The following is a 19,425-nucleotide window of genomic DNA, read 5'->3' on the forward strand; positions in this document are numbered from 1 at the left end:
TCGAACCACGGTCATCCACCAAACTCTTCGTCATTCTCATGATAATGGCCCTCGCTGCCAGCTGGCGGCCTGCGCCAGCTGATCCCCGTTTCCAAATAGCATCGTTCCCAGCGGCAACTCCTCCTTCAGCTAGCTCATTTACTTCACATGTCGTCGAACGTCCGCCCGGCGTGGGGGAAGTACACGGTTCATCGCTGGTAGTATTGCCTAACAATGAACGGCTCATGGTCTTTTTCGGCGGCACGCATGAAACCGCACTCGATGTTCGGCTTTATCAGTCGCGCTTTCAGAGAGGACAATGGCAACCTGCCACGCCACTGATTTCACCTGCCGAGGCAGGCCAGGCGGCCTGTCGTTACACCCGGCGGGTGGGCAATTCCTCCATGATCCGCGATGATGCAGGCAGGCTGCATCTTTTTTTTGTCAGCGTGGGCTACTTCGGCTGGTCGTGCAGCAGTTTGAACCAGATGACTTCAACCGATGATGGTAAATCCTGGTCGCCGCCACTTCGGTTGCTCACCACTCCTTTTTTCAATGTCAGCACACTGGTGCGCAGCCCGGCTGTGCCACTGCAGGATGGTGGCTTTCTTCTTCCAGCCTATATCGAAATCACCAACAAGTTTCCCGAGGTGCTCCAGTTTGATGCACATGGAAAGTTTGTCCGCAAAGTTCGCATGAGTGATCAGCATGGCTCATTGCAGGCCTGCCTGCTTCCTATCAATGGTCAGCAGGCTTACGCCTATGAACGTAATCGCTTTTATCGTTCAACTCCCCGCTTGAAAGTCCAGGAAACACATGATGGTGGCCGTACCTGGTCTGCCGTCTCCACGATTGAAGTACATAATGAAGATTCGCCGGTAGCTGTCGTTCAAGTGGAACCTGACCTGTATCTGATGGCATACAACCCCACACACGACCGTGAAAAACTGGAACTGGCTTACTCCCGCAACGGTATCGACTGGAAGACATTCAAAACGCTTGAATACATGCCACTGACCACCAGACAGAAAGTGATTGAATTCTCCTATCCCACCATGCTCAGGCAAGGAGACTCGATTGATCTGGTATACACATGGCATCGACAAGGTATCAAACATTGCCGTTTTAATGTCACCTGGCTCAAGGAACAGATACATGACTGATAGTATGGGCTTCCTGGGCCTGGCTTGCATACTGGTCAGTATTGCACTGCGGACACTTGCTCAGTTCCGAATCAGCCCACGCTTTTTACTGGGTACTGGGCTGTTACTGACTACGGCACTCTTCATTCCCTGGAGGGAGCACTCGATTCTGTTCTATCTTCGTGGAGTAACTGGCGATCTTTCGATTGCCACCTTTTGTATCATTTGTTTCCAATTGATCCATCTCTGCACGAAAGGCAGACACGGCCTAGCAATTTTTTCCTGGCAACTGGCTCTGGGCATCGCTTGTTTGCTCAGCGTGCTCTACCTCTCCACGTTTGGCTACATCGGGTATGATCTTTATGCCTGGGGTTACCATCCCACCTGGATGCTGCCTGCAATCGCAGGCCTGATGCTCTGGGCCTGGCGAACCTATTCCGACTTGGCCTGGGCCTGGCTCATTGCAGTAATCTGCTTTGCCGGTGGCATCACTCCCAGCAACAACCTGTGGGATGCACTGTTCGATCCCTTCATGCTTTTTGGGTGTGTGGGAGTATTGTTGGGCCAGTTGATTCGAATTGCAACTGGCCCATTTTTGAAGCGACAACCTGCCATCTTACTCGTGCCGCAGAGCCTCAATCGGGTCAAGCCGGGCAGCGCGACGTGAAGGATACCATCCGAACAACACGCCTACGATGACTGCAACAAAGAATGCCATGAACACACTGGGGATGTGAGGCAACGCTGGCACTCGCAGACTGAAGAATTTAGCCGCAACAATGGGCGCCAGCCAGATCACGAGAAATCCCAGACCCACGCCCATGAGTCCACCGACCGTAGTCTGTACCACCGCTTCGACCAGGAACTGGAACGTCACATCGCCTCGCTTGGCACCCAACGCACGGCGAATGCCGATTTCCCGTGTGCGTTCTGTCACGGTCGCCAGCATGATGTTCATGATGCCGATGCCACCGACCAGTAGTGATATGCCTGCAATCATCGCCATCTGAATGCGATAACGGTCTCGGGTGATTTCGGCCTGCTCCAGTTTGTCCAAGGGCACTTTGACGTTCCAGTCTCGCTTGTTGCGATCGTGGTACATTTCCAGCTGAGCTGTTACCATCTCTGCAGTAGCCCGCACCTGATCCATCCGCTCGACTGTCAAAATGATCTGGCTCAACTGCACTTGTTCAGCACCACGCATACCACTGCTGCGTATGAACGTAGTTTCTCCCAGAAGTGCTTTGCTGGCTGCTAGCGGAATGTAGATATCTTTGTCGTAACTTTCAATTTCTGCACCGCTGGTGGCTGGTGGCCGATCGCGCATCACGCCGACAATCGTAAATGCTGCATTCTTGCCCGAAAAGCGAATGACCTTGTTGATCGGGTCCTCACCGGGATACAGTTCGCGTGCCGCTTCGGAACCAAGCACACAGATGTTGCGGGGATAGGGTGTTTCATCTGTTTCCACAATAAACCGGCCAGCAGCAATTTTATCACCAATTCCATAAGTCGTTGCATAGTGCGGCGTGGTGGCAACGATGCGGGAATTGAGCATCCGCTGATCAGTTACCGGTCTTACCTCCGCCTTGAAGGTTCGCAACGGCAATGGACTATGAATCAGATTAGGAATCGTAGTGCGGAACCGTTCAAAATCCATCTCGGTGAGACCATATTTCGCCACGAAGGATCGTCTGGTGGAGGCAGCATCGTCCGGGGGCTTCTCGCTAAGCACGATGATATTGGTTGCACCCTGTCGCATGATGTCATCGAGTGCATCCTGCATCGAGCCTTCGCCAAATGCCATCAGGGCAATCACCGCTGCAGTACCAATGATGATACCCAGTACGGAGAGAAATGAACGCAGCTTGTGCAACCAGAGATTGCGAACCGCAGTGACAAAACTGCGACGAAGTTTCGGGCCTCCAATCGGAGTGTATGCCAGAATAGCTGGAACCACAAACAGGCCAACGCCCAGCGCATACGGCCAGTACGCCATAAGAGTCGACAAGATGGATTCCACCGAATCAAACATGGTCAGGCAACTGCTCCGTGAGGTCGACGATGCGGAATGGGTTTGTTGCGTACATCACTTTCAATGTGGCCATCTTTCAGTCGGATTACCCGTCTGGCCCACTCAGCAATGTCGTTTTCGTGCGTCACCATGATGATGGTTTTACCCATTTCATTGAGCCCCAGCAGCATGGTCATGATTTCATGGGATGTCTTGCTGTCAAGGTTACCCGTTGCTTCATCAGCCAGGATGATATGCGGATCATTAATGAGTGAACGGGCAATCGCCACACGCTGCTGCTGACCACCGGAGAGCTGGGGCGGACGATGGTCAAGACGTTTGCCCAGTCCGACCATTTCAGCCAGCCGAATGCAACGGGCTCTGGTCTGAGCGTTTACCTTGCCCTGATACAGCAAAGGCACCTCAATATTTTCGATTACTGTGTACTGAGCAATCAAGTTATATGCTTGAAAAATGAAGCCTAGATATTTGCTGCGGACTTCGGAAAGCTGATCATCTCCCATCTGGGAAACATCCTGCCCAGCGAGAAAATACTGTCCCGAAGAAGGTCGATCCAGACAACCCAGCAGATTGAGCAGTGTTGACTTACCCGAACCGGACGGCCCCATCAGGGCAACGAAATCACCTTCTTCAAAGTTGATGGAGACCCCGCGCAATGCGTGCACCAGTTCGGAGCCCATCTGATAGGTTTTCTGCAGCTTGACCACGCGAGCGATGGAAGCCATCAGTTAGCGGCTCCCTGGGTTCGTGGTGATTTGGAAGATGGCTTGCTGTTACCCTGCCCCACTTGCTCGCTGTTCTTGCGAACGGGAGACGTAGCTGTCTTTCCGGATTTCTGTGCAGTCTTCTCGCCACCTTTGCCCGGCATACCCTGTCCGCCGCCTGGCCCACCCTTGCGGTTTCCTCGATCACGCATCATACTGCCGGGATCGATGTTGACATTGCCCTGCAGGTCACCCACTTTTTCAGCGTACGATCGGGCATTCAGTACGATCAGTTCGTTTTCCTTGATCTCAGATTCTGGAAGGATTTCAATAAACTTATAATTGTTCAGCCCTGTAACCACCGTTTTCTTTTCGATGGTGTTATCATTCTTGATGTAGCAGAATTTCTTGCCACCCGATTCAATCACGGCTTGGATGGGTAACTTCAGCACGTTCTTGCGTTCATCAATCTTTACCGTGACTTCCGCGCTCATGTTGGGTTTGAGATTCTGTGCAGGTTCATCGATGGAGACCACCGTCTGGTAGACCTTGACATCCGACGACATCCAGTCGGTAGAAGAAGCCACCGCAGCTACTGCCTTGACATGTCCCCAGAGAGGCTTGTCGCCGGAACCGAGTTTAATGCTTGCTGCCATGCCGTCTTCAATTATTTCTTCATCTAGATGCGCCAGATCATCTTTGATCTCCCGCTGTGCGACGATGGCTGTCAGATAACTAGGCAGTGCAGCATGATAGCCGGGAATGGCCTGGTGACTGATGATATGCGTCCACTGATTGATCGCGGTGGCAACATCATAAGCGGTCGAAAAACCAGTAGGGGCTGTCACATCGCCTCGTATTCGGGTGACGATGGATTCGTGCACCTTCACACGGGCAATCATCCGGCTAAGATTGGGAATGCGCATAAGTTTCTGGCCTTCCTTCACGGGCGCTCCCACTTCTATCGTTGATGATTGAGACTGTCCGCCGAATCTCGATGACTCGGGTACAAAGTAAATCACCATGCCCTCGTGCGGAGCAATGATCCTGCAATTCCGAAGATCCTGTTCCAGATCATCCCGCTTCTGAGCTTCCTGCTTGAGAATCAGATCAGCTGAGGTAAGCTTGGCTTGAGCTTGTGCACGCTTAGAAGCAGAATTTTCCTTGGCAATTTCCAACTGCAGTTTGGCCTGTTCAAGCTTGTTCAGCAGATCAAGTTCCATGCGTCGATTATCGAAATTCAGGGTTTCGTGTTCTTTTTTCAGCTTGTCGAGATTGACGCTGGCCGTATCTAGTCGTGTCTCATCATTGAGCTTCTGATTGGCGCTGAGATAGCCGCGGATGAACATTCGATTCGACCAGCCTAATTTGTCTCGCCATTGAATCAGGTCTGCAGTGGCAAGCTTGATACGGGAATCAATGTCGAACTCCTTCTGCTGCTTTTCTGCCATTCTGAACTTTTCCAGATCAATCTTGGCGATTTCATAATTGTTGTCGGCTGTCAGTTCCGCTGCGCGGTTTTCGTTTTCAACAATTTTCAAATTCGCCTTGGCTTGTTCATAAAGATCATTTTTCTCTTCCACGACAATGTGCTGGTTGTTCAACTGCTCACGAAGACTGGCATCTTCCAGTTGCATGAGCAGGTCACCTTTTTTGACCCTGCTTCCATCTTCGATAACCCATTTAATGCTGGATGCAGCCTGGCTACCTCGACCGCTGGCACGAACCTGGCAGATGATTTCCGTATTGCGTGCCGCTTCGAGTTCACCTTTCTCCACGAACGTCAGGACGATGTCGCCCCGAGTCAGAGGCTGCGTTTCCAGATTCTTGGGAGGCCCTTCAGGAGCGGTAAAATGGTGATATCCCCAATAACTCCCAGCTCCGATTATACCCAGAACCAGAATACCCAAGATAACGGGTGTCCAGCTCCGTTTTGGTCTACTCGGTACAGAAACGGGTTCATCCAGTGTGCTGAGACGTGCTTTCAGTTCATCGGGTACGTGATGCTCGACGACCTCATGGTGAAGGGGGGCTGACAGGGGGGGCACTGCGGTTGTCATCAATCCATACTCCTCGGCTGTCTATCTGCATCAATTCAAGATCGCGGTACAGTTCCATACGGGCGATCAGGTAGTTGATCCATGTACTGTAGAGGTTGCTCTGCGTGGTGGGAACTCGCGTCTGAGCTTGCAGCAACTGTAGCGTCGCCGTACCTGCTGCTGCAGCTGTATCGCGATTCACACCCGGTTCCGGTGGCGCCTGCAACTGCTCGCGCGACTGATTCACCTGCGAGTAAATCAGAAGCAACTCTCGTTGCTGGATGCGGTAAGTTTCCTCCAGCTGTTGCAAGCGCCTGACCCTGGCTCGCACCTGCAGCATGATCAGATCCTGAACACCCTGCAGATTACGACGATGCCTTTGATACGCGATCAGTGATGCCCGATACAAGTTTCGTTCAATGCGACGAACGAGAGGCAGTTCTGTATTGAAAATAAGCTGATGGCGAGTATTGTTGCCATCAAAGTTCAGGCCCTGACCGATCACTCCCGAAGGCGGGGCAAGCATAGTAGCATTATATCGTACATCAAAAGTACCCAAGAGTGAATTGGCAAAGACAGCGACTTTTCGCCATGAATCTACCAGTTGCGCCTGCTGATTCATCAAATCCAGCCTGTTTTCAAGGGCTGTTTGCCCCACGAAATCTTGTGCCTCATCAAGATTTAATTTCAACAGATCTTTCCCATGTAAGCTGACAGGAGGTAATTGAGGCCACAGCTTGCCAAATTTTTCCTGTAGCTCTGATCTCGCCTCATCAAACACTAATGAAAAGCGTGCTTCGATTTGTCGGAAAATCGCTTCTTGAGCTGCTTTGCGAAGGCGCACGTTCTGTTCTGCCATCCACGGTTTGCTTTTGTAAATCGTCAACAATTCATCGATGGCGCCAATCTCAAAATCCTGTCGCGCTTTTTTGATCCTCGCTTCCAATTCAGCAGGCACTGGTTTCTCAGCATCGATCAGGTCTTCACTCTCGTCGATCAGGTAATCGCGAAGGAGTTGCTGTTGTTGTAAAGGTGGAACCGTTGACTGACAGATGACGACTGCTGCTGAAAATCCATTGGTGCCTGATAACTGACCTGCGAGCGCCATTGAGGTTGCCATGAGCGACTGATGTTCAACTACCGTGCTGTTCAAGGCCTGCCAGCGTTCCAGGCGGGCTGGAAAAGTTGCTGCAAATCTGGTTCCTTTTGTCAGAGGTGCAATCTGGATTAATTCCAGCATACTGCGACGTAAGCCCGTGCCATCCTCACGCATCTGCAGCTTGGTGAAGGCTTCCCCCATCTTGCGGGCATCCAGTTCCAGCTTCTGGAACCGGAAAAGCTGTTCACGCAGTTCTTTCAGCACATCATCGTTCAATTCCAGAGGCAAATCGGTAGGCAGCCCAAGTTGAATCTTGAACTGTTCCATAGCATCGAGATAATTTACTTCCTGCGACAGCAGTTGTGTTCGGGCATTGAGCATCTGCTGTTCCACCTGATCTACCTGCAAAGGCGACAATCCGCCACCCTTGGCAAATTCTCGGTAGAATGTGAGCAGTTCCACAAATTCATCCACATTGCGTCGCTGTAGCTCGATAGTCAGTTTACGCAAGACAGTTGGCAGATACCCCAGAACTGGAGCATTGGCCCTCACAACACCACCATTCTGAATCGTTGTTGCACCGGTAACGAGATTTGCAAGGCCGCCTGGAGCACCGATGCCCGAGCCACCCGCAATCTGAACAAAAAATTCTTTGTTGAACCGGGCAAACCTCCTAACTTCATAAAGCAGATCACGCTCAGCCTGGGTCAGAGGTTCCAATGCAACAGCACGGCCACCACCTCGGAGCAGTGGCTGACCGATATCAAACACCAGGTTCGAAGTGCTGATTGTAGGACCATTTTTGCCGGAGACATCGATGATCGTTTGATTGGCCAGCCTCAGTAACAGTGCTGCCCCGGTAGCAAATTGCTGCGAAACCCCGGTTGCTGAATTCAGTTGCCAGTTGTTCGTCGGACCAACGGAGGATTCCTCGGCCGACCATTGCCTGACCGCTTCCTGAGTGGCCAAAAACTGAGGCAGGAAATTGAACTGTTCCGTGGTAACCGGCAATGCCGCAAGATAAAGATTCTCACGTTGCGCCTGAAACTCGCGACTGTTGATGACCGCCAGTTCCAGCGCCTGTTCAAGGTTGATACGGTACGGTCTGCGTTGTGGATTCTCAGCGCCTGCAGGCATTTCACTGTTCGGATCAGCCAGCGGTTCAGTGGCACGATTTTGAGCATCATACTCAGCCAGCATGTTCAGATAACCGGTGCCCTCATAATAGCCAATCTTGCTTGGCCGCTGAGCACGCGGTGCCGTAAACCATGCTGCGGGATCATCCGGTGGCATTGAAGGCGTGTCGGGGTTATCAAGATCAGCAAACCGTGACAACGCATGCGGATAGACCCAGTAATTAATCAAGGGCCAACGTTCATCACTCGACTTGGCCGCCAGCAGATATTCAACATCTGAATCTGCTCGCTCGCGGAAGAAACGGCGTGTACATCCTGTCATTAAAATGACAGCTATGAACAAACCTGCCACGTGCCAGATTTCAAACTTCGGGCGACGCTTTGTGCTTCTGATCCTACTGACCAGCATGCATGAACCCTTCAAAGGTCGATAAACTTTCACTAATCGGAATAACCCGCATTGCAGGTATCGTCCGCAAACCTTACCCTGCTTAATGGAACAGTTGAAAATGAGAAGAAATGCAAAGGGAATAGGGGTTATGCACAGTTCAGGTAAATTAGCGCTCGCATTGTTCTTCTTGTTTGCGACTACCAGTTTTGCTCAAACTGATTCAGATGTACTTCTCAAGATGACAGCGACGAGGTTAGAAGACTTCTTCACTCAATTCCAGAAGAGTGATGAGAAATGGTTTACTGAGGAATTCCTAAGCCAGGTTTCTTTCGACAAATTGACAGGAGTCATTCAGGAGAACAGCAAACTTCTTGGTGAAATTGAAAGAATTCGAATCTGTCGCATACACTCACCAGGAATCGCTGAATACGAATTAATCAGTAAATCAGGAAGAAGGCTGCGGGCCTTTGTTCAAGTGGAACTGACCCAGCCACATCGCCTGAATATACTGCGTTTCGACAAGATTGACCTGGGTGAAGACTCATGGGACAAACTGCAGGTGGATATCCAGCGATTGCCGGGCGACCACGCTGCTTCCGTCTGGAAGATCGCACCCACCCGCACACGACTGTTCTCTCGCAATTCTAATGAACCATTAGCTGTCGGTTCATCCTTCAAACTGCTGGTACTCAGTCTTCTCTGTGATGAAATCACATCTGGCAAAAGGAAATGGTCAGATACATTTCCATTGAAAGAAAATCTGCGTTCGCTGCCTTCAGGGATTCTGCAGGATTGGCCAGTTGGAAGTCCCGTTACTTTGCACACGCTTGCAACCCTGATGGTCTCTCGAAGCGATAACACTGCTGCGGATCACATCATGCATATTCTGGGACGAGAAAAACTCGAAAAGCACCAGCAGGAAGTTCAAGTACATTTTCCTGAGCGTAATCGTCCTTTCCTGCGAACAGGTGAACTCTTCAAGATCAAGCTTGTACTTCCTGCCTTCCAAACAAGTGCATATGCCCATCGTTCAGAAGAAGAAAAGAGAAAGTTTCTGTCTGAAGCGGAAAGAGTGGAATTGAAAAATCCCCGCGTGTACTCAGCGCCAGTTTCGAACGATATCATCGAGTGGTTTTTCACGACCGATGATCTCTGCAGGATCATGGAAAGACTACAGAAGCCAACTCTTCAGAACGAAGCACTGCCCCTGCTCTCCATCACCAAGCCGTTTGACATCGATGATCATTCCTGGGAACAACTCGCTTTCAAAGGTGGGGCCGAACTGGGAGTTCTCAATCTCACACTACTCGGCAAACTGCGTCGCAAGGACGAATGGTACACTCTGTCGTTCACCTGGAATCGATATGATCAACCACTGAATGAACAGGTCTGGATCAACCTGGTCGGTCGCGCCTTACGTCTGTTAGAAAAAAACAGATAACTGGTAAAACCACTGATTCTGAGTGATTCTCAAAATGGAATCTCAGGACAATTAACATGAAAGCCGACGAACAGAATCCAGAACCTGTTGCGGAACAAACCCCTGCATTACCCCGACACTTGCAGTTTGATGCAGTACCCTTTCGGCCAGATGGAGGATTCTCAGGACCTGGCTTGATCATGCTGATGCTTGGCCTGATGGGCGCTGGGATTGCATTGGGAGCACTTGTCCACTTTATTGGACAATGGATTTACCTGGTCATTCTTTTTCCCATCATCATCGGGTGCATCCTTGGCGGTCTGGGAGCACAACTGATCAAAACAGGCAAGGTTCGATCGCCTTTCATGGCAGGCCTGGCTGGACTATTCGCTGGCATCCTCTGTTTTCTCACACAACAGTATCTCGATTATCGCCAGTTTCTGGAGCAACGCGATGTAAACCGCCTCGAGTTTCAGGCTATGTTACAGGATAACCCAGTTCTCAAGCAACTGAAGAACTTGAAACTGAACAATGATCTGAACCTGGCAGTCCTTGCCATGAAAGTGGAAAGCTTTCCAGAATACATCAACTTTCGAGCGACTCAGGGTATCAAGGTGAAAAAACTGAATCTGGGATACTATGGCACCTATGCCTATTGGATGGTTGAACTACTGATCATCACCGGAATCGTCTTCAGCATGGTCAGAGCAACGGCTCGCCAGCCATTCTGTCCGTTGACTTACAGTTGGAAAACAGAACGGTGTGGTACGAATTTCCAGATTCCAACCGAATTGGGGACGGATGCCATCATTGCTGCATTGCGGGAAGGTGCACTCGGAAAAATATCTGAAGTGAAGTGCCGTGCTGATCTATTGTCAACTGAGAATATGATACCCGTACGCTTGTACGTGTATGCCAGTCCACAGCATGCGGAACCTTGCACGCTCGATGTGCGTCTGGTCAGTGTGCATGCCAAGCAGGACCAAACGGAAGAAAAAGAACTGGCCATGGTCACTTACCCTGCCGTGGCATTAGCATCCCTGGAAGCACTGTGCCATTGAGTTGCAAGAGATCAGCGATCTTCACCCTGAGGAACCAGTATGAGCAGTCGCTTACCTTTCGGCCCGGATCAAAGTGAATTACAAAACGCCCTTTTTCTGGCACATTGTGCCAATGCCGCGTATGAGCGAGGTAAATTCAGCGATTATTTACATTATCCGCAAATCGCATTTGATCAGGTAGAGTCATTCGAAGGACCGAACGATACGCAGGGCTTTGTAGGAGCCACCGACCAAGCCATCGTATTGGCTTTTCGAGGCACCGAGGCAGACCGCTGGACTGATTGGTGTACCGACCTGAACTCACTGCAAAGATTATGGAACAATTGCCAGGTGCACTCTGGTTTTTCCCAGGCACATGACGGTGTAGCAAAGCAATATCTGGAAATCATCCGTCGTTTGCGAATGAATCAACAGGCCATATATGTTACCGGTCATAGTCTGGGTGGCGCACTTTCCATCCTGGCTGGAAAAGTCCTGGCCACCTGCGCTGAAGAAGGGGAAGATTTCAAACCGAATCTGGTCGTGAGTTTTGGTGCTCCCAAGGTAGGAGATACCCGGTTTGTTTCCACTTATGGAGTAACCCTGCTCCGATTCGTGCACAATGAAGATATCATCCCCCATGTGCCACCCATGGGACAATACAGCGATGGAGGCTCTTTACTCTACTTCAAGGCAGATGGATCCCTTTCTTACAACGTCAATGAAATTGCCACGACGTTGAATCGCCTGAAGAATGCAGTAACTGCGATCCTGACTGCCAAAGGACGCATCTCCGACCTGGTTCCCAACTGGATTCAGGATCACGTGATGGAACGGTACATCGAAAGATTGACTGCGATGATCCAGAAAGAGTCTCTTCAACCCGCCAGTTGAGTCGGCGACTCATGATCTTGCCTTGTAGCTGTGGAACTTGATTGTTTCCAGGGAGACAGCCAGTTCAGGATTTTCGTAAACCGATCCTGTGACGGCACGATTCTGACTGCACGCACCTCCGATAATGTGGGACGAACGGCCTGCAGAACCAGGAGTGGCAGATACCACAGAATATAGGTACCACCAGCGTCGGCATACCAGAACTGTACACCAATTATCAGCGTGGCTGACCACGAGATCAACTGCCCGAGTTGCTTGGGATGTGGCCAGAAAGCTGAAGTGATCATCAGGGCGATAAAAGCAATAAAAAGCGGAATGCGATATGCCGCGTGAAGGGAAACGGTGTTCCACAATCCATCTGCTGTCGGCTTGATCGCAAACTTCCAAGCCTGCCATTCGGCTAACATCCACGCTGTATCCCAGGCTTGCCCTAATCCTGCGAAGATCGATAGAAAAACTGCAAACAATAGGATGATTGAGAAATATGCCAGAAGAAACCGGCCATGCCCGCGTCGAAAGTAAAAACCAATCCAGGCAGGTAACAGGATGAAGGGATAAAAACCAAACCCTGTTCCCAATCCGAGAAACAGCCCTGCCAGGATCGGCGAGCGGTACCAGGTGATAGCCAGCACAATAAACATTGATGCCACCACCTGGGATGGGTTATGCATCAGGATGGCGGTGTAAGGCATGAGAAGATACAGCAATGCAGCGGCTACGCCGATTGTCAGATTCCTGAAATGCAACCAGCCGATCAGCATCAAGTGTACTACCAAAATAGCATGACAGGTTAATGCTACTGAGTTGAGAAAATGATCTGAATTAATCATCTGTATCAGCATGTGCACGATGAGTGTCTCGTTCTGCTGGCCAGGTACTCCCCGCCAGGCAGGCAATACTGATTTAACTCCCATCACCAGCAGCATCACCAGACACAGCCATATCATGCCGCCTGTTGTGACATTGCAGCGGAATTCACTCCGCTGTTCCAAACCTAGATCCAGCAGACATCGAAGCAGGAGCAAAGCGCTGACGATCAGCAACCAGAAATACGCTTGCCAGATTTCCTGATGCTGAAAACCGAAATGTCGTAACCATTTGGCATTGGTCCGAGTAGCCTGCTCGCCACCGGCAGTCAGCGGAAGTGTATAATTCACTGGCTGAACCTGTGCGGTAGCCAGTCGCATCATGCAATCGGCGTGCAACAATACCAACTGGTTTTCGTTCCCCCAGAGACGCTGCTGATCATCTCGCCTTTCCTGGCTTCCCCGAAGAAAAAGCATCGGAATGGTCAGTAGCAGCAAAAGCAGTAGATCCCAGTGTCGCCAGTGCCAGGGTCTGGTAAATCGCACGAAGAGCATCACAATCAGTACCAGCACCATGCAGGACCAGGTGACAGCGTTTGGCAGACTGATATGTTGCGCCAGTGCAACAAATTCCGAAATCATGCGACACTCTGTTGAGTGGAATTAACCTGAGTGCAGACGCATATGAAGTGTTTCGGGTCGGATTCCACGGTAAGCGTTTTTTGGCGCTGACCGTACCGAATCACCGCTCGGATTCTTTTGCGAGCTCTCATAGCTCAGATTATACTCAGGATTTATGCGAGTTTCGCCTGCAGAATGGCTACAATAGCGTGAATCCTGTTGAACACTACCGATCTTGACGGCAAGGAGCGATCCCGATGCAATCGACATGGGGCCCACGTATCTTCTGGCTGGTGGTTTTCGTCATAGCCGGGCTTGGTGTCTATGCTTTCTTTTATGACCCGGCAGACGATCTGGGACGTATCGGATATGTCGCCCCTTTGACTAATATGGTCAGCATTCGACCTGATACCTATGGTGCAGAACTCCATCTCGGATTAAAAGACCGGAAATCATCCTCCTGGAAAGGCGACATCAAGCTGGCGAAAGGCAAGTTGTTGCAACTCTATTTGTTGCAGGCTGGTCCATCTTCCACTATTTCTGCTGCCAGTTTCGATTGTGTCTCTGAATTTTCCGAAGATGACCAACGACCGGTTGTTTTGCGAATCGTTTATCAAGCACCCGCTGACGATACTCTGATACTCACTATCAATCAGCAGACCCAGAAGATTCCCCAGGCTGATCTCACACAAGGCAAACAACTCGATCTGCAGGATGGTACGGTGCGTCTGAATATACAACCTCCTCAACAACTTTTCGAAAATGACACCTCGACAGACGACTGGTATCCGCAAACCATCCGCGATAGCCAGGGAAACGATTACCTTCTCTACCTGAACAGTGAACGCAGCAAAGGCATCGATGTGAATGGCGCTATAAATGGCAGCTTTGAGACTCTCGAATCTCCTATCACTGGGGTCACCCTGCGAATCAGTCGCTTTCAGGATGGTGCCTGGCAGTATTCGGAAGCGGTGACTTCCCGCCTGGAAACGTGCCTGGATCCGGTCATTGCCATTGATCCATCAGGACGTATTTACGTTGCCTGGGCACAACGAGAACTGGATGGCTGGGATATTTATTACCAGTTTCGCGACGTCGGATTAAGCTGGTCCAAACCGGTAAAGCTTACCTCCAAAGCTGGTTCCTGTCAGCAGCTGGTCGCCCAGACTGATTCACTAGGCAAAGTCTGGCTCGCCTGGCAAACCTGGATGGATAATCATTATGACATCATGGCAGCAGTGATCAATGATGAGAAGCATGCCTGGAAATCACCCGGTCCACTCGCAGATCATCCGCAGGACTGTGAAGGGCGATGGTTCCCGGCACTGGCAGCAGATCGCCAGGGGAATCTGTTTGCGGCATGGTCTGTGTTCCGCAATGGTAACTTCGTGATCGAAGCGGTGAAAGTGCATGAAAACAAACCAAAAAGCCACCCTGTTTATCTCTCTGAGGCGGGTAGAAATGCCTTACGCCCAGCACTGGCCTGTGATGCGAATAACCTTCTTTGGGTGGCCTACGAAGAGAGCGAAACCGTTAGTGGCTTTGGCAACGCTCAGTTGCCAACTTCTTCGATAAGGATTCGGACTCTACGTCAAGACGGTTCACTCGACGAAAGACCACTGATCAAGACTCCATCCGTACTAAAAGGCATCATCCAGAAAAACCGCTGTTACCGCCCACATCTTTCCTTCTCCAGCAGCAATATGCCCGTTGTTGGATTTCAAACACCCGGCGGATTGTATGCATCGTACTGGACCTCTTCGGGTTGGGCTGAACCCATCGCACTGAGCACAGGGAACAAGAATCCCTTCTCTCACTCCCTTGTCTTGCATCAGGCAAATCATCTCGTTGGCCTGGAGGAAGTGGTTGATAGCAAAGGTCGAGTGCGATTATCCTTCGCCTCGCAACCTGTCGTGTTAAATGCTCTGGAGATTCCCCCTGCGCCTGGTACCAAAGCTGTGGAATCCAAATCAGAGAATCCCTGGAAAGCTTTTTCAGAACTGGCCCGATTGTTCCGTAAGCGATCTGATGACTTGATTCTCAGCAAACGCTACCTGCTACGAGGTTTGACACTTCTTCCTGAAGGCGTTGCTGCACTTGGATATGATCCCTGGTTGATGGCAGCCTTAGCCACAGAACAGGCCTTATATGACTGGGTCATCATCCCCAATCTGGAACAGGTACCACTGGTCCGACAATGGGAAAATGCATTGAGGGCCCATGCCATTAACCAAACTTCTGATCGCAATTTTCTGGTTGGCTATTATCGCCCGCTCGCAGGTCAGCGTGAACCGCTGCTGCACATCGACACTAAAAAAGATGAGTGGCCGCTGCCTCCCATTACCCGCCTCGATGATTTCCGAAAACCCAATGACAAGCCGGTGCGTATCAGCCAGTTGCAGACTACGGATCGCAATATGATTCGACAGTATGTTAATCAGCGACAAAGGCTCGGGTTCTCTCTGACCGAAGAATGGCAACAACTCGCCACCCAAACGCAGCCCACTTCCGGCGACTCCCTGAGCGAATCTCTGGAAAGTGTTTTATTGCCCTTGTGGCGTCCAAGTGAACGCGCAGGCAGCGCAAAACCACTTGCCATGCGCGTCGTCGCCATGGCTAATGGAAAATCGTACGATCATCTGCTGGAAGCATTGCGGGAACGACATTTCTACATGGCTACCGATGACATCTATTTACAGGTTCGCTGCGGTAAAAACCTGCCTGGCGATATCTTTCAGTCATCGTTCAGACCAACAATCAGCCTTATCGCACAGGGTACCAGCAAACTGCAATCTGTCGAAATCTGGCAGGACAACAAAATGGTCAAGAATGAAACCCCACCCGGGCAGGCTTCCATTCTCGAGTACACCAGCAACGTTGCTGACAGACAATGGCACAGTTATTCCGCTCGCATAGTGCAGGAATCAGGCGCAGAAGCCATCGTGCAACCATTCTGGATCAGGTATATACCTTAAAAGGTTCTTTTTGGGTTAAGATTCCAATCATCCTTGTCTTTTCGCATCATTACAAAACACAGGCATGGAAAGCTGTTCCACAACTACCATCCAAAAATCATGACAAAAATGTAAATGATATGCTTGACCGTCGTTTTTGAAGGACTATCTTATAGATATGCGTAATGAGATTCAGTCTCAATAACAAAAGACTTGCACATGTTGCCTCTTGAATGTCTGCAATGCAACGAGAAGGCTGAAGTAGCCGATGTGGTTGGCGATCCATCATGGGTTGCGCGTATGGCTGACCTCGGCTTGCATCATGGTGCCCGGGTTCGCATGGTGGCACCAGGTTCACCGTGCATGTTTGAACTGGGCCAGTGCCGATTATGTCTGCGAACTGATCAATCCAACTGCATCTATGTGCGCCCACTAAATGAGTTGGAACGTGCTGCCACTTCCTGAACTAGCCCTGAACACCCCTGCTACCATTACGAGCATGACGGGGTCAGATTACATCACCCAGCGATTGCTTGAACTGGGGCTGCTGGAAGGCGATACCGTTGAGATCATTGGCGTTGCGCCGTTGGGCGATCCGCTGGAAATCCAAAGTCGACACGGGATCATCAGCCTCCGCCGCAATGAGGCTGCCCGTATCCATGTTGAACCTGCCACTCGTTCTGCTTGACCCACACCACACATGGTTGAAAAGAAACAACGTACCCTGACAATTGCACTGGTGGGTAACCCCAATACCGGCAAGACGACGTTGTTCAATGCGTTGTCCGGTCTACATCAGAAAACGGGCAATTACCCCGGCGTGACAGTTGAGAAGAAAACCGGCACGCTGCAGGAAGGTGTTGTCACCATTCACCTGATTGATCTTCCAGGCACCTACAGCCTGGCGGCTCGAAGCCCGGATGAACTGGTGACGGTTGATCTTCTACTCGGTCAGCAGCCCGGCGAGTCAAAGCCTGATCTGATCTTGAACATTGTTGATGCCACTAATCTTGAACGCCATTTATTCCTGACTACGCAACTGATGGATTTGGGAATACCCATTATCGTTGCGGTCAACATGATGGATATGGCCAGAAATCAGGGTATCAAACTCGACCTGGAGATCATTGGACAGCGACTTGGCTTACCAATGTATCCGCTGGAAGCCCATCGCAAAACGGGGCTCAAAGAACTCCGTTCTGCATTAATATCTCCGAATTGCCACACACCAAAACCCCCAGCATTTCCTGATGCATTCTGTCAGGAACGGGAACAATTACAAAAACACCTGGCTTCAGTCCTGAATCAAACTGTTATTCATCCAGCAATTGTGAACCGACTTTTGATTGACAAACAAGGCGCCATCGAGGATCGGTACCGTCAATCTTTGGGATCAAGTCTGCAGGAAGCTCGTCAGCGATTAGATCAGGCAGGTTGCAGTGTACCTCAAATAGAGGCGCGCACACGATACGGATACCTGAGGCAAGTTGTTCAGAATGCGATTGAGCGCCAAGTCGCTTCGAATCGTGATGTCATCTCACGCATTGATCGCATCGTTACTCATCGTGTGTGGGGTCTTCTGATCTTTCTGTTGCTGCTCTTTGTTATCTTTCAAGCCATCTACCTGGGCGCTGCACCGTTACAGGATGCAATTGGAAATGGAATTAAAACCGTCGGCTCCTGGGCCAGTGGCTGGCTCGATCCCGGACCACTCAAAAGTCTGATCGAAGAAGGCATCTTTGCCGGCGTTGGCGGCGTACTCGTGTTCCTGCCTCAGATTCTCATCCTGTTTCTGTTTCTGGCCATTCTGGAAGATGGTGGCTACATGGCACGCGCTGCCTACCTGATGGACAAGATCATGTCTAGATGCGGCTTAAGTGGAAAGTCGTTCATTCCCCTGCTCTCTTCTTTTGCCTGTGCCATTCCAGGCGTCATGGCTACGCGGGTTATCGAAGATAGACGAGACCGTTTGGCAACCATGCTGGTCGCACCTCTGATGAGCTGCTCCGCCCGGCTGCCAGTCTATACGCTCCTTATTGGTGCGTTTATTCCTCTGAACACGATGCTGGGTAACAGGCTGCCCGGTTTGGTATTGTTCTGCATGTACCTGATCGGACTGATTGTAGCGCCACTCGTTGCTCTGATTCTGAAACGTACCGTCCTGAAAGGCGAAACACCTGTCTTCATCCTGGAGTTGCCACCCTATCGCTGGCCTTCGCTTTTTTCGGTTTTGCACCGCATGCTGGAACGAGGCTGGGCATTTATCCGCAGGGCGGGGACCTTCATTTTAGCCAGTATGATCATCGTATGGGCTTTACTCTATTTCCCTCACACTGATGACCAGGGAGTGCAATTCGATGTGCAACTTGCAGAATTGCAGGAGAAGCATGAATTGCTGGTTAAGGCGATGAAAACTGAGGAAGCACAGCAACTGGAAATGCGCATCAAACAGTTACAGGGGCAATGGAAACGCCAATCGTATCTGGGGCGGGTTGGACATGCTCTGGAACCGATGGTAACTCCACTGGGCTGGGACTGGCGTATCGGCACAGCGGCCCTGGCGAGTTTTCCTGCTCGTGAAGTAATGGTAGGGGTACTTGGCATTCTTTTCGATGTGGGAGAAACCGACGATGAAACTCAGGAAACTCTGGGAAAACAACTGCAGGAAACAGTTCGCGATGATGGAAGCGGACGACGACTGTTCAGTCTGGCGACGGCACTGTCGATTATGGTATTCTTTGCCTTGTGCTGCCAATGTGCTTCCACCCTGGCAGTGATTGCGCGTGAAAGCAACTCCTGGTACTGGCCTGCATTGACCTTTATCTACATGACTTTGTTAGCCTATGTTGCAGCATGGGCAACTTATCAGACTGCATCCTGGCTGGGGGCATCATGAATGCCGAATGGCAATGGTTTCTGACGATGCTGTGCATTGTACTGGCAGTTGCCTATTGCCTCCTGCGCAGTTGGAAAAGCTGGCGAAACCTGCGTTCTGGCGGCTGTGGTAACACTTGTGGCTGTCAGGGTAAACCTCCAAATAATCATTCCATCCCATTTATTGATTCACAAGCTATTACGAGCAAAATCAGGAATCGACAGCAGAACACTGCTGTTCATTCCTGACTAATGACCTTGAGAATGTCATACGAAGATGACTAAGGGTAC

At 50.6% G+C, this 19,425-nt stretch carries 15 protein-coding genes; 10 read left to right on the forward strand and 5 right to left on the reverse strand.

All coding sequences use genetic code 11. The features are described 5' to 3' along the window. The first annotated feature begins 38 nt into the window (after positions 1-38). Positions 39-1,142 carry an exo-alpha-sialidase gene (locus JNJ77_15540; protein MBL8824000.1) on the forward strand — a complete coding sequence of 368 codons (1,104 nt, stop codon included), beginning with the start codon at positions 39-41 and terminating at the stop codon, positions 1,140-1,142. After that, complete coding sequence (locus tag JNJ77_15545) at positions 1,135-1,788, forward strand: hypothetical protein (protein ID MBL8824001.1); 654 nt, start codon at positions 1,135-1,137, stop codon at positions 1,786-1,788. The genes JNJ77_15540 and JNJ77_15545 overlap by 8 nt, the downstream gene beginning before the upstream one ends. Here the strand turns inward: JNJ77_15545 and JNJ77_15550 are convergent. From JNJ77_15550 to JNJ77_15565, 4 genes are read right to left on the reverse strand one after another with little or no spacing between them, the layout of a single operon-like run. Further along, a complete protein-coding gene (locus JNJ77_15550) occupies positions 1,738-3,120 on the reverse strand; it encodes an ABC transporter permease (GenBank protein MBL8824002.1) in 1,383 nt (460 codons plus the stop codon). The two genes, JNJ77_15545 and JNJ77_15550, sit on opposite strands and share 51 nt — an antisense overlap. A 38-nt stretch (positions 3,121-3,158) precedes the next feature. Further along, positions 3,159-3,881 carry an ABC transporter ATP-binding protein gene (locus JNJ77_15555; GenBank protein MBL8824003.1) on the reverse strand — a complete coding sequence of 241 codons (723 nt, stop codon included), beginning with the start codon at positions 3,879-3,881 and terminating at the stop codon, positions 3,159-3,161. Further along, on the reverse strand, positions 3,881-5,920 hold the full coding sequence (locus tag JNJ77_15560; protein ID MBL8824004.1) for a hypothetical protein: 2,040 nt from the start codon (positions 5,918-5,920) through the stop codon (positions 3,881-3,883). Before JNJ77_15560 ends, JNJ77_15555 begins: the two co-directional genes overlap by 1 nt. Beyond that, complete coding sequence (locus JNJ77_15565) at positions 5,877-8,486, reverse strand: TolC family protein (GenBank protein ID MBL8824005.1); 2,610 nt, start codon at positions 8,484-8,486, stop codon at positions 5,877-5,879. Before JNJ77_15565 ends, JNJ77_15560 begins: the two co-directional genes overlap by 44 nt. A gap of 187 nt (positions 8,487-8,673) precedes the next feature. Here JNJ77_15565 and JNJ77_15570 point away from each other — a divergent pair, with 187 nt between their 5' ends. Genes JNJ77_15570 through JNJ77_15580 form a run of 3 tightly spaced genes read left to right on the forward strand, consistent with a single transcriptional unit; the run spans position 8,674 to position 11,879 of the window. Further along, entirely contained in the window at positions 8,674-9,966 is a 1,293-nt protein-coding gene (locus JNJ77_15570) for a serine hydrolase (protein MBL8824006.1), read from the forward strand. A 56-nt stretch (positions 9,967-10,022) separates the two neighbouring features. Further along, positions 10,023-11,006 carry a hypothetical protein gene (locus JNJ77_15575; protein MBL8824007.1) on the forward strand — a complete coding sequence of 328 codons (984 nt, stop codon included), beginning with the start codon at positions 10,023-10,025 and terminating at the stop codon, positions 11,004-11,006. Between the two features lie 39 nt (positions 11,007-11,045). After that, entirely contained in the window at positions 11,046-11,879 is an 834-nt protein-coding gene (locus JNJ77_15580; protein ID MBL8824008.1) for a lipase family protein, read from the forward strand. Here the strand turns inward: JNJ77_15580 and JNJ77_15585 are convergent. Further along, positions 11,864-13,327: a hypothetical protein gene (locus tag JNJ77_15585; protein MBL8824009.1), complete on the reverse strand. Its 1,464-nt coding sequence runs from the start codon at positions 13,325-13,327 to the stop codon at positions 11,864-11,866. The genes JNJ77_15580 and JNJ77_15585 overlap by 16 nt on opposite strands. Before the next feature lie 236 nt (positions 13,328-13,563). Between JNJ77_15585 and JNJ77_15590 the strand changes: the two genes are divergently transcribed. The 5 genes from JNJ77_15590 (at position 13,564) to JNJ77_15610 (ending at position 19,383) form a co-directional block, all read left to right on the forward strand. Next, positions 13,564-16,281, forward strand: a complete 2,718-nt coding sequence (locus tag JNJ77_15590; GenBank protein ID MBL8824010.1) for an exo-alpha-sialidase — start codon at positions 13,564-13,566, stop codon at positions 16,279-16,281. Between the two features lie 198 nt (positions 16,282-16,479). Next, positions 16,480-16,725, forward strand: a complete 246-nt coding sequence (locus tag JNJ77_15595; GenBank protein MBL8824011.1) for a ferrous iron transport protein A — start codon at positions 16,480-16,482, stop codon at positions 16,723-16,725. Next, positions 16,697-16,948 carry a ferrous iron transport protein A gene (locus tag JNJ77_15600; GenBank protein MBL8824012.1) on the forward strand — a complete coding sequence of 84 codons (252 nt, stop codon included), beginning with the start codon at positions 16,697-16,699 and terminating at the stop codon, positions 16,946-16,948. Before JNJ77_15595 ends, JNJ77_15600 begins: the two co-directional genes overlap by 29 nt. 12 nt (positions 16,949-16,960) lie before the next feature. Next, positions 16,961-19,156: a ferrous iron transport protein B gene (gene feoB / locus JNJ77_15605; protein ID MBL8824013.1), complete on the forward strand. Its 2,196-nt coding sequence runs from the start codon at positions 16,961-16,963 to the stop codon at positions 19,154-19,156. After that, on the forward strand, positions 19,153-19,383 hold the full coding sequence (locus tag JNJ77_15610) for a hypothetical protein (GenBank protein MBL8824014.1): 231 nt from the start codon (positions 19,153-19,155) through the stop codon (positions 19,381-19,383). Before feoB ends, JNJ77_15610 begins: the two co-directional genes overlap by 4 nt. Positions 19,384-19,425: the final 42 nt, after the last annotated feature.

The sequence above is a fragment of the Planctomycetia bacterium genome, assembly GCA_016795155.1.
Taxonomy (GTDB): Bacteria; Planctomycetota; Planctomycetia; order Gemmatales; family HRBIN36; genus JAEUIE01.